Origin of the sequence: Streptomyces canus (assembly GCF_001514145.1) — a bacterium.
In the GTDB taxonomy this organism is placed as follows: Bacteria; Actinomycetota; Actinomycetes; order Streptomycetales; family Streptomycetaceae; genus Streptomyces; species Streptomyces canus.
Genome location: NZ_KQ948662.1, coordinates 331,167 through 342,142 on the forward strand (window position 1 = coordinate 331,167; position 10,976 = coordinate 342,142).

Genomic DNA, 10,976 nt, shown 5'->3' on the forward strand with positions numbered 1-10,976 from the left:
GGTGGGGCCACGCCACCAGGAGACAGGCAGCAACGGCCCGAAGTCGCTACAGGTTGTCCCCCGTTGCTCTGGCGGCCCCGGTGTCGGCGTCGGTGAGTTCCGCCAGCTCGCCCATCGTGTCGAGCCGGTAGAGCAGTACCAACGCCGGACCGACCAGGACGATCGCGATGGCGGTGACGATCACCAGCCAACGCAGGGTGTGGGCGGCGCCGGCCGCCTGCGTCACCGTCAGCGAGGTGGGCAGAAGGTAGGGCCGCTGCGCGAAGCCCCACGCGCCGACGGTCAGGGCGACACTCGCCACCGAGGTGTAGCGGGACCAGCCGTGGGAGCGGCGCAGCAGAAGCAGCACCGTGGCCAGTCCGCAGACGGCGGCCAGGATGATCAGCAGCAGGCCCCAGCCCCGGGTGAGGCCGTCCCAGACGTACCGGGCGTCGTCGTGGGTGACGGGCAGGGCGATGAGCGCGAGGACGACCACGGCGCCGAAGGCGATCAGCGCCCGGACGCGGAAGTAGTCGACGAGATCGTGCGCGCCGAACCTCAGGGCATCGGAGCAGAGGAAGACTGCCCCGAGGAAGGCGGTGGCCGCGATGGCCAGCAAACCCGTGAGGAGGGAGACCGGGTTGGCCCAGGCGTCCGCGGAGGCGGTCGTGCCGACCTTGACCCGGCCGGAGGCGATGCCGCCGAGCACCGCCCCCAGGAAGAACGGCGTGAGCAGAGACGAGACGGCGAACATCGCCCCGTAGACCCGTCGTTGGGCCAGGCGTCGGGTCGGCTTGCGCAGGGCGAACCCGGCCCCGCGCAGCACCAGCCCGACGGCGGCGAGGAGGAGCGGCAGCCACATCGCCTCGAAGACGGCCTGGAACATCGTGGGAAAGCCGGTCCACATGATGACCAGGACGAAGATCAACCAGACGTTGTTGGCCTCCCAGACCGGTGCCATGGCGTGGTCGATGAGCCAGCGGGGCCGCTTGCCGCGCTCCGCGCCCCCGGCCAGGAGGTCCCAGAAGCCCGCGCCGTAGTCGGTGCCTCCGGCGCAGGCGTAGGCGGCGATCGCGAGCACCAGTACCCATGCGATGAATTCGGCCATTACGACGCACCGCCAGAGGTGTGGCCGGACCCGCCGTCGGGCGCGACCCCGGCGGCCGCGGGTTCGGGCTCGCTTCGGGGTCCGTACGGGGTGTCGGCCTCCGGGTGCAGTCCGGCGCGCGCGGCGGCCGAACCCTCGTCGGCGATGCGCCAGCGGGTGCGCATCTTCAGGACGACCGCGAGGAACGAACCGAAGACGGCCACGTACACGGCGATGACGATGCCGAGCATCGCCCACAGCGATCCGGCGGCGGTGTCTGTCACCGCCTCGGACACCCGCATGTGCTGGTAGACGATCCAGGGCTGGCGGCCGACCTCCGTGGTGATCCACCCGCACTCCACGGTGACCAGGCAGGCGACGCCCGCGACGGCGGCGCAGCGGTAGAACCAGCGGCCACGGGGGTTGTCCCGGTGTCGCCACCAGGACCAGGCGTACCAGAGCGCGAGCAGGATGAGCAGGCTGCCGACGGTGACCATGATGTCGAAGGCCCAGTGGGCGATGGTGGCCTGGACGATGGTGGGACGGTCGGAGGCCGGCACCGATGTCAGTCCCGTCACCTTCGTGCTGGGCTTGAAGCCGGCGAGGATCGAGTCCAGCTGGGGGATCTTGAGTCCGCCGGAGACCGTCCCGTCACTGTTCAGCGTGCCGAACATGTACTCGGGCACATGGGTGTCGGTCTTCCAGACGAGTTCCGTGGCGGCGAACTTGACCGGCTGCTTGTGGAAGACGGCGCGTGCGGCGGAGTCGCCGAGCATGAACTGGACCGGCGTGAGAATCGCGGCCACCGTGAACGGCAGCGTGAATCCGAGCCGGTGGTATCGGTCTCGCCGCCCGCGCAGCCAGCCGACCGCGTACACGCCGGCGACCACGTAGGCGGCGGTCAGGAGCATCGCGACGACGAAGTGCCAGTACTCCGGGCCGAAGATCGGCGTGAAGATCGCCTGCCGCACGTCGACGTTGATCGGCTTGCCCTGGGCGTCGAGGCTGAAGCCCTGGGGGGTGTTCATCCAGGAGTTGGCCGCGATGATGCCGAACGCCCCCATCAGGGCGGCCAGCGGCAGTGGTACGGCCAGCCAGAAGTGCGTCCAGGGCTTGAGCCGGCGCCAGCCGTACAGGTAGATCGCGATCAGCACGGCCTCCAGGAAGAACGCCCAGGCCTCGACGCCGAACCCGAGACCGAAGACGTCGCCCCAGCGGCCCATCATGCCGGGCCACAGCAGGCCGAACTCGAAGGACAGCACGGTGCCGGTGATGATGCCGATGGCGAACTGCACGGCCATCACCGCCGACCAGCGCCGGGCGAGCAGGAGGGCGACGGGATCGTTGCGTCGCAGCCCCCGGTGGTGCATCAGCAGGGTGATGAACGGCAGTGCCACACCGAAGGGGACCAGCAGGATGTGTGAGGCCAGGGTGAAGGCCATCAGCTCGCGAGCCGGCAGGAGTTGGTCCGGCGTGCTCGCGAGATGGATCGCTGTGCTGAACATGTGCGCCTCGGAGGTCTGCCCCCCATGAGCAGGTGGGGCTGAGGAAGGACAGGTCTATTGAGGGGGCGGCCCGGCGGCCGGAGCGTCGGTGTCGGTGTCGGTCATGGTGAAGGCGCGTTCGCGGCGTGAGCTGGTGGCGAAGGCGACGGACCAGCTGAGCACCGCACCCAGCCTGCTGCGGAAGCCGGTGAGGAAGGCCAGATGGATGAAGAGCCAGGCGAGCCAGCCGGTGAATCCCGAGAGATGCAGGGGGCCGGCCTTGACGACGGCCCGGCCGCGGGCGATGTAGGCGGCGCTGCCCAGATCCACGTACTTGAAGGGCTTCGGCTCCTTCGTCCTGCCTTCGACTTGGTGTCGCACCGTCCGGCCCGCGTAGGCGCCCGACTGCATGGCGACCTCGGCCAGGCCCGGCAGCCGGTTCAGGCTCATCACGTCGCCCGTGACGCGGATCTCCGGATGGCCGGGGACGGTGAGGTCGGGTTCGACGAGGATGCGCCCGGCCCGGTCCTGTTTGGCACCGGTCGCACGGGCCAGGGCGGCCGCGATCGGCGGTGCCTCGACGCCCGCCGTCCACAGCACGGTGCGCGCGTCGAACCGGGTGGTCGCGCCCTCGTGGTCTCGTACCGTCAGCCCGCGCGCGTCGATGTCGGTGACCTTCGTGCCCAGGTGGAGCTCCACACCGAGCCCCCGCAGGGTTCGGGCCGCGCGGTGGGCCAGTGCCGGGCCGAAGGCGCCCAGCACGGCGTCGGACCCCTCGAAGAGCAGCACCCGGGCGTTGGCGGAGTCGATCTTCTGGAACTCCTGGTCGAGGGTGTGGCCGGCGATCTCCCGGATCTGTCCCGCGAGTTCCACACCGGTCGGCCCACCACCGACGAGCGCGAAGGTGAGCCACTGCTGCCGTTCGCGGTCGTCCGCGGCCGTTTCCGCCATCTCGAACGCCCGGTAGATCCGTCGCCGGATCTCGAGCGCGTCGTCCAGGGTCTTCATACCGGGGGCATGCGCGGCGAACTCGTTGTGCCCGAAGTAGGACTGGCGCATCCCGACCGCGAGGATCAGTTCGTCGTACGGCAGCACGAGCGCTTCGCCGTCGGGTCGCCGGGCGTGGACCAGCCGGGCGCCGGCGTCCACGTCGGTGGCCTCGGCGAGCACGCACCTCACATGGTGGTGGCGCCGCAGGACCCCGCGCAGCGGCTGGGCGATCTGCCCCTCGGACAGGATCCCGGAGGCGCACTGGTACAGCAGCGGCTGGAAGAGGTGGTGGGCGCGGCGGTCGACCAAGGTCACCGCGACCGGTGACTTCCGCAGGGCACGGGCGGCGAACAGACCGGCGAACCCCCCGCCGAGGATCACCACCCGGCGGGGCGTGATGTGATCCTGCATCGGAGATCAGCCCCCGGTGGCGAAGCCGGGGAAGAGCGTCATTCCGCCGTCGACGTAGAGAGTGCTGCCGACGACGTAGTCGAGCAGGTCGGAGGCCATGGCGACGACGGCGTTGGCGATGTCGTCCGGATCGCCCACACGGCGGTACGGGATCAGGCGCAGCAGCTCGGCCTCGGCCTCGGGGGTGTCCCAGGCGTCACGGTTGATCGGGGTGCGGATGGCGCCGGGTGCGACCGCGTTGACCCTGATCCGCTTCGGCGCCAGCTCCTGGGCGAGGGTCTGCATCAGCATGCCCACCCCGCCCTTGGAGGAGGCGTAGTTCACGTGGCCCGCCCACGGGACGATCTGGTGGACCGAGCTCATGCAGATGATCTTTCCCGCCGAACGGGAGACCTCCTCCACCACCCCGCGCCGCACGAACTCCTTGGCTGCCTCCCGCGCGCACAGGAACTGGCCGGTCAGGTTGACGTCGATGACCTTCTGCCACTGGGCGAGCGTCATCTCCGTCACGGCCGCGTCCCGCTGAAGGCCGGCGTTGGCCACCATGATGTCGATGGTGCCGAACTCCTCGACCATCCGCGCGACCATGGCGGTCACCTGGTCCTCGTCGGACACGTCGGCCTCGTGAGCGTAGGCGCGGACGCCGAAGCTCTCGATCTCCTTCACGACGTTCTCTGCCTCGTGCGCACCGACGACGTAGTTCACCACGACGTCCGCTCCGGCCCGGCCCAGGGCAACGGCGGTCGCCAGGCCGATGCCCGAGTTGGCGCCGGTCACCAGTGCCTTCTGGCCCTTGAGAAGTTGCGCGGACGTCGTCCCGCGGTTTTCGGCTTTCGTTGTCATCGCGATGTCTCCTTGGACGTTTTCGGACGGCACGCAGACACAGGTGACAGCCGTCGCACACCCGGCCTGAGACGAAAGCACCCTGCGCCACGGGCAGCACCGACCGGCACACGGTGCCGCCGATTTGGGCGGGGTATGTCACACCGTCGGGCTAGCAGCCCGGGCGTCATGCGGGGCCGTCGAGGGACGGCGTATACGGCACTGCAGGGCAGGCTCAAGCCTGCTCGCGGCCGCCGGGGCCGCGAACGGAGGCACGCGTGACCATCCCGTCCACGCGTGGCAAGTCCAGGAGACGGCGCCGGACCTAGCGGGCGAGCGACCCGTTCTGGGCGTCGGACGCGGCCTGCCACGCCCGCGCGCCCGCCAGGGACGCCTCCTTGGCCTGTCGCCACTTCATGGCCGCCTGCTGCGAGGGGGGCACGTCCATGTCGCGGATCATGCGCCGGCCCGCCGAGAACACGGCGAAGGCCGCGACGCCCATGCCGGCGCACGCCACCGCGGCACCGGCCGCGGTGAGCACGGCGCCGGCCCTGATGAGCCGGGTGTCGATCTCGATCATCCGCTGAGACTGGCGGTAGTTCTGGTTCATGGCTCCACCTTCCAACGGGGGGAGCCGCCTCGCATCCCGACCAACGGCCCGGCGGTTGCCTGGAGACTTCGTCGGACTCCAGGCAACCCACCACCCGGCGGCGCCGCACGGTCTCCCTCAGGTGCGGGTCCAGCGCTGGTTGCTGCCGTTCGAGCAGGAGTAGAGCTGGATCAGGGTGCCGTTGGCGGTACCGCCCGCGACGGCGTCGAGGCAGAGGCCGGACTGGACGCCGACGATGGATCCGTCGGAGTTGAGGCGCCATTTCTGGTTGTCGGCGCCCCAGCAGCTGTAGATCTGGACCCTGGTGCCGTTGCCGGTGCCGCCGGCGTCCAGGCACTTGTTGCCGTAGACCCTGAGCTCACCGGCGGCGGTGTACGTCCACTGCTGGTTGGTGCCGTTGTTGCAGTCCCACAGCTGGAGCTGGGTGCCGTCGGTGGTGCTGCTGCTGGGCACGTCCAGGCAGCGGCCCGACCCGACGCCCTTGATCGTTGCGGAACCCGAGGGGGGTGTGGAGGTGCCGCCGTTGAGTGCGTTGAGGACGGCGGTGTAGGCCGGCTTCTTGCTGCCGTCGCCGTTGAACAGCAGCGGCGTGTCCTGCGATCGCCAGGAGTCGGTGTCGCGCACACCCCAGACGGTGATGCCGAGGCAGCGCGAGACGGCCAGGCAGTCGTTGGTCACGTTGGCGTAGGTCGTGGCCGAGGCCCCCTGGATGTCGAGTTCGGTGACGGCCACGTCGACGCCGAGGGCGGCGAAGTTCTGCAGGGTGGTGCGGAAGTTGCTGTTGTAGGGGCTGCCGCTGTTGAAGTGTGACTGGAAGCCGACGCAGTCGATCGGCACGCCGCGCTGCTTGAAGTCCTTGACCATGGCGTACATGGCCTGCGTCTTGGCCCAGGTCCAGTCCTCGACGTTGTAGTCGTTGTAGCAGAGCTTGGCGGCCGGGTCGGCTGCGCGCGCGGTGCGGAAGGCGACCTCGATCCAGTCGTTGCCGGTGCGCTGCAGGTTGGAGTCGCGCCGGGCTCCCGAACTGCCGTCGGCGAAGGCCTCGTTCACGACGTCCCACTGGGCGATCTTGCCCTTGTAGTGGGCCATCACGCCGTTGATGTGGTCGATCATGGCCTGGCGCAGCGTGCTGCCGCTGAGGCTCTGCATCCAGCCGGGCTGCTGGGAGTGCCAGGCCAGGGTGTGGCCGCGCACCTGCTTGCCGTTCTGGACCGCCCAGTTGTAGACGCGGTCACCGGCGGTGAAGGTGAACTGGCCCCGCTGCGGTTCGGTGGCGTCGATCTTCATCTCGTTCTCGGGCGTCACCATGTTGAACTCACGGCCCGCGATCGTCGTGTACGCCGAGTCGCCCAGCCTTCCCGAGGCGATGGCGGTACCGAAGTAGCGGCCGCTCTGCGCCGCCGCGGCACCGAGCGTGTTCTCGGCGGCGTGTGCGGGCGGCGGCGCGACCAGTGCGGCGGCCGCACCGAGGACGCCGACCACCAGGGCCGGCAGCAGAGTGCGGATCTTCCGGCGGACAACGGGTCTGGGAAGGGCGTACGAGCCCATGACTGTGCCTCCAAGGTAGACATCGCGGAAGGACTGAAGGGCGAGCCGGATCCCGGGCGGCCTGAATCACCGGGCACCACGGTCATGGGACCGGGACGATGATGGATCGTCAATACTCCCCGCAGAAAAAGTTTCCGTTCCTCAACCGAAACATTCGAAGTCCCGGCGAGCCGGATGAGGTGCTGTTTATGGACAGATCCGCGACAGACCTTGACCGGTGAGTCGCACGTTCCTAGCTTGTGGCGTCGAAGCATCCGGGATTTCTTCGAAACTTTCGAGATCGCTCCCGGCCCCCGAAGGAGGCCCTCTGATGTGGTTTCGCCACCAGTCCCCGGCCCGTCTCAGACGCCTGCTCGCCGTCCTTGCGCCCTTGCTGCTCGTGGCCACCTTCATCGGCGCCCAGCCCGCCGGCGCGGCGACCGTGGACCCCAACGCCTCGTATGTGCTGGTCAACCGCAACAGCGGCAAGGCCCTGGACGTCTACAACCTGGCGACCGACGACGGCGCCCGCATCACGCAGTGGTCCAGGAACGACCAGGCCCAGCAGCAGTGGCAGTTCGTCGATGCCGGGGGCGGCTACTACCGCATCAAGTCCCGCCACTCGGGCAAGGTGCTGGACGTCTACAACTGGTCCACCGCGAACGGCGGCGCGATCGTCCAGTGGACCGACCTGAACGCCACCAACCAGCAGTGGCGGCTGGCCGACAGCTCGGACGGCTATGTGAGGCTGATCTCGCGCCACAGCAACAAGGCGCTCGAAGTGCAGGGCGCCGCCACCGCCGACAGCGCGAACATCGTCCAGTACGACGACTGGGGCGGCACCAACCAGCAGTGGCAGCTGGTCAAGGTCGGCGGCGACACCTCCAGCCCGTGCGATCTTCCGTCGACCTACCGCTGGACATCAACGGGCGCGCTGGCGCAGCCCAAGGCGGGGTGGGTCTCGCTCAAGGACTTCACCGTCGTCCCTTACAACGGCAGGCAACTCGTCTATGCGACGACGCACGACACGGGGACGAGCTGGGGATCCATGAACTTCGGCCTGTTCACCAATTGGTCGGAGATGGGCTCGGCAAGCCAGAACACGATGTCGTCCTCCACCGTCGCACCCACGCTCTTCTACTTCGCGCCGAAGAACATCTGGGTGCTCGCCTACCAGTGGGGCGGGACCGCCTTCTCCTACCGGACGTCGAGCGACCCCACCAACCCGAATGGCTGGTCATCCCAGCAGGTGCTCTTCTCCGGAAGCATCTCCGGCTCCGGAACAGGGCCCATCGACCAGACGCTCATCGGTGACGGGACGAACATGTACCTGTTCTTCGCCGGTGACAACGGCAAGATCTACCGGGCCAGTATGCCGATCGGGAACTTCCCGGGCAGCTTCGGCTCGACCTCGACCGTGGTCATGAGCGATACGACGAACAACCTGTTCGAAGCCCCGCAGGTCTACAAGCTGCAGGGCCAGAACCGCTACCTCATGATCGTCGAGGCGATCGGCTCGCAGGGCCGCTACTTCCGCTCGTTCACGGCCACCGGTCTGAACGGCTCATGGACACCCCAGGCGGCGACCGAGAGCAATCCCTTCGCCGGCAAGGCCAACAGTGGCGCCACCTGGACCAACGACATCAGCCATGGCGAACTGATCCGCACCGGCGCCGATCAGACCATGACCGTCGATCCCTGCAATCTGCAGTTGCTCTACCAGGGGCGCAGCCCCAGCTCCGGCGGCGACTACGGCCTTCTGCCCTACCGTCCCGGTCTGCTGACACTGCAGCGCTGACGGCGTGGCGGGCTCGGCGCACGGCCGGGCCCGCCCGGGTCACGCGACAAGGAGGGCGGACGAGCCGCGCCCGAGGGCTACCGGATACAGTGCGTGAGACGGCAGCCCGGTCAGGGAGAAGAAGCGTGACCGATACCAGCAACGCCCGACCCGCCGACAGCGAAGCGCGAGCTCCGCGGCAGAGCCGACTGCTCCGCCTGATGCGCTACCTGCCCCTGATCGCCCCCGTCCTGCTGTGGGCCGTGCCCTGCGGGGTGCTCCTGTACACCGGCCAGCACTGGCCGCTGCCCGTCACACTGGTCGGCACCGCCCTGTTCGCCTTCGGCCTCGTCGGTATGCCGCTCGCGATGGCGCGCGGCCACGGCCGGCGCCAGCAGGACCGGGCGGCGATCGTCGGTGACACCCTGCTGGGCGCCTCCTGGGTTCTGTTCACCTGGTCCATTCTGCTCGGCGTCCTCTTGCGGCTCGCCCTGACCGTGGCCGGTGTCGGCGGGGGCCAGGACCGGGCCCGCATCGTCACTTGGGCCGTCCTCGGCACAACCGCCGTGCTCCTCGCCTGGGGGTACGCCGAAGCCCGCCGCGTGCCGCGCGTGCGCCGACTCGACGTGCACCTCCCACGGCTGGGTGCCGGGTTGGACGGCCTTCGCGTCGTCCTCATCACCGACACCCACTACGGCCCCCTCGATCGCACTCGCTGGTCGGCGCGGGTGTGCGAGACGGTGAACACTCTGGAAGCCGACCTGGTCTGCCACACCGGCGACATCGCGGACGGCACGGCCGAACGCCGCCGCGCCCAGGCCGTCCCCCTCGGTACCGTGGCGGCCACCCGGGCCCGTGTGTACGTCACCGGGAACCATGAGTACTACAGCGAGGCCCAGGGCTGGGTCGATCTGATGGGCGAGCTGGGCTGGGAGCCGCTGCGCAACCGCCATCTGCTGCTCGAACGCGGAGGCGACACCCTCGTGGTCGCCGGCGTGGACGACGTCACCGCCGAGTCCTCCGGCCTGGCAGGCCACCGCGCCCACCTCGCGGGAGCCCTGAACGGCGCCGACCCGGACCTACCCGTCCTGCTCCTGGCGCACCAGCCCAAGTTCGTCGACCGGGCGGCAGCCAAGGGCATCGACCTCCAACTCTCCGGCCACACCCACGGTGGCCAGATCTGGCCCTTCCACTACCTGGTCCGCACCGACCAGCCCGCCCTCGCCGGCCTCAGCCGGCACGGCACCCGCACCCTTCTCTACACCAGCCGCGGCACCGGCTTCTGGGGCCCGCCGTTCCGCGTCTTCGCCCCCAGCGAGATCACCCTGCTCGTGCTCCGCTCCGCGCCGGTGTCCACCTCGCCGTAGTTCTCCGCAGGTCAGCGGCGCGGAGTCGGCTTCAGGTCGGCATACACCAGGTGATGGTCCGAGACCGGGTTCGGATGCACGCGCTGCGCGAGCGGGACGTAGCCGCGCAGGAACACGTAGTCGAACTTGCTCTGCCAGTCGGTGGTCGGTTCGCAGGTGCCGGTCGCCGAGGGACGGCACTGGGGGTCCGCGTCCTCGGCCAGCGCCCACATCCTGGTGAGTTCGGAGGCTTCCGGTACCGCGTTGAAGTCGCCGATGACGATCGCGGGGTCGTGCCGGGCGACCTCTTTGACGAGTACGCCGACCTGGTCCATCCGGACCGATTCCTGACGTCGTTCGGCGAGGTGGGTGTTGAAGACGCGGACCTGGCGGCCACCCACCGTCGTGGTGACCTCCATGTACCCACGGTCCTCGGAGCCGCCGTCGGGATATTCCTTGGTGACGACGTCGCTCATCGGGGCCGCCGAGAGGATCGCCTCGCCGTAGCCGCCCGGGTTCCAGGGCGCTCCCCCGCAACGGCTCCAGCTCTGGAGAACCGGGCCGTACTCGACGTGGTAGACGAGCCCGTGAAGGTTCTCCAGATACTCCCGGATCTTCTCGACGTCACCGACGCACGCTTCCTGCAGCCCGATGACCTGGGGCGCGAACGTGGCGATCTCCGCCGCCCGGTCGTCGTTGCCCGTCTCGCAGGGGTTGCAGAGGTTCCACGTCACGACCCGGTTCGGTACGACGTCCCGGACGGGTTTGTCGGGCAGCGACCCGGCGTCGAGGGCACCGCTGGGCGCACTGGGTCCGGAGAGCACCATCCAGGCCAGGACCAGGGCACCCACGAGCAACCACGTGCCCTTTGCGAACACCCTCGCCTCCTCGACACGGAACCATGGGACAACTGACGTCTGCATGAACGATGTTATGGGACGGA

At 69.2% G+C, this 10,976-nt stretch carries 9 protein-coding genes; 2 read left to right on the top strand and 7 right to left on the bottom strand.

The window, feature by feature from the left end; translation table 11 throughout:
* Window positions 1-46 precede the first annotated feature (46 nt).
* The 6 genes from AQJ46_RS23960 to AQJ46_RS23985 form a co-directional block, all read right to left on the bottom strand.
* The gene (locus AQJ46_RS23960) at window positions 47-1,087 is read right to left on the bottom strand and encodes a cytochrome d ubiquinol oxidase subunit II (RefSeq protein WP_059207547.1); all 1,041 of its coding nucleotides are present in this window, start codon (window positions 1,085-1,087) and stop codon (window positions 47-49) included.
* On the bottom strand, window positions 1,087-2,571 hold the full coding sequence (locus AQJ46_RS23965) for a cytochrome ubiquinol oxidase subunit I (RefSeq protein WP_059207548.1): 1,485 nt from the start codon (window positions 2,569-2,571) through the stop codon (window positions 1,087-1,089). The genes AQJ46_RS23960 and AQJ46_RS23965 overlap by 1 nt, the downstream gene beginning before the upstream one ends.
* Before the next feature lie 54 nt (window positions 2,572-2,625).
* On the bottom strand, window positions 2,626-3,951 hold the full coding sequence (locus AQJ46_RS23970) for an NAD(P)/FAD-dependent oxidoreductase (protein WP_059207549.1): 1,326 nt from the start codon (window positions 3,949-3,951) through the stop codon (window positions 2,626-2,628).
* Window positions 3,952-3,957: 6 nt separating this feature from the next.
* Window positions 3,958-4,794: an SDR family oxidoreductase gene (locus AQJ46_RS23975; RefSeq protein WP_059207550.1), complete on the bottom strand. Its 837-nt coding sequence runs from the start codon at window positions 4,792-4,794 to the stop codon at window positions 3,958-3,960.
* Window positions 4,795-5,098: 304 nt separating this feature from the next.
* Window positions 5,099-5,383 carry a hypothetical protein gene (locus tag AQJ46_RS23980; RefSeq protein ID WP_059207551.1) on the bottom strand — a complete coding sequence of 95 codons (285 nt, stop codon included), beginning with the start codon at window positions 5,381-5,383 and terminating at the stop codon, window positions 5,099-5,101.
* Window positions 5,384-5,500: 117 nt separating this feature from the next.
* On the bottom strand, window positions 5,501-6,931 hold the full coding sequence (locus AQJ46_RS23985; RefSeq protein ID WP_059207552.1) for an endo-1,4-beta-xylanase: 1,431 nt from the start codon (window positions 6,929-6,931) through the stop codon (window positions 5,501-5,503).
* Between the two features lie 310 nt (window positions 6,932-7,241).
* On the opposite strand from AQJ46_RS23985, the gene AQJ46_RS23990 reads away from it, so the two are divergent.
* Together AQJ46_RS23990 and AQJ46_RS23995 are read left to right on the top strand one after the other, a co-directional pair.
* Window positions 7,242-8,708, top strand: a complete 1,467-nt coding sequence (locus AQJ46_RS23990; protein ID WP_059207553.1) for a non-reducing end alpha-L-arabinofuranosidase family hydrolase — start codon at window positions 7,242-7,244, stop codon at window positions 8,706-8,708.
* 125 nt (window positions 8,709-8,833) lie between these two features.
* Entirely contained in the window at window positions 8,834-10,054 is a 1,221-nt protein-coding gene (locus AQJ46_RS23995) for a metallophosphoesterase (RefSeq protein ID WP_059207554.1), read from the top strand.
* An 11-nt stretch (window positions 10,055-10,065) separates the two neighbouring features.
* Here AQJ46_RS23995 and AQJ46_RS24000 read toward each other — a convergent pair whose 3' ends face one another.
* Window positions 10,066-10,956: an endonuclease/exonuclease/phosphatase family protein gene (locus AQJ46_RS24000; protein WP_059207555.1), complete on the bottom strand. Its 891-nt coding sequence runs from the start codon at window positions 10,954-10,956 to the stop codon at window positions 10,066-10,068.
* Window positions 10,957-10,976 lie beyond the last annotated feature (20 nt).

Bases quoted from the DNA above. Each gene is read 5' to 3' on its own strand.
- AQJ46_RS23970 (WP_059207549.1), bottom strand. From the start codon at position 3,951: ATGCAGGATCACATCACGCCCCGCCGGGTGGTGATCCTCGGCGGGGGG.
- AQJ46_RS24000 (WP_059207555.1), bottom strand. From the start codon at position 10,956: ATGCAGACGTCAGTTGTCCCATGGTTCCGTGTCGAGGAGGCGAGGGTG.
- AQJ46_RS23985 (WP_059207552.1), bottom strand. From the start codon at position 6,931: ATGGGCTCGTACGCCCTTCCCAGACCCGTTGTCCGCCGGAAGATCCGC.
- AQJ46_RS23960 (WP_059207547.1), bottom strand. From the start codon at position 1,087: ATGGCCGAATTCATCGCATGGGTACTGGTGCTCGCGATCGCCGCCTAC.
- AQJ46_RS23965 (WP_059207548.1), bottom strand. From the start codon at position 2,571: ATGTTCAGCACAGCGATCCATCTCGCGAGCACGCCGGACCAACTCCTG.
- AQJ46_RS23980 (WP_059207551.1), bottom strand. From the start codon at position 5,383: ATGAACCAGAACTACCGCCAGTCTCAGCGGATGATCGAGATCGACACC.
- AQJ46_RS23990 (WP_059207553.1), top strand. From the start codon at position 7,242: ATGTGGTTTCGCCACCAGTCCCCGGCCCGTCTCAGACGCCTGCTCGCC.
- AQJ46_RS23975 (WP_059207550.1), bottom strand. From the start codon at position 4,794: ATGACAACGAAAGCCGAAAACCGCGGGACGACGTCCGCGCAACTTCTC.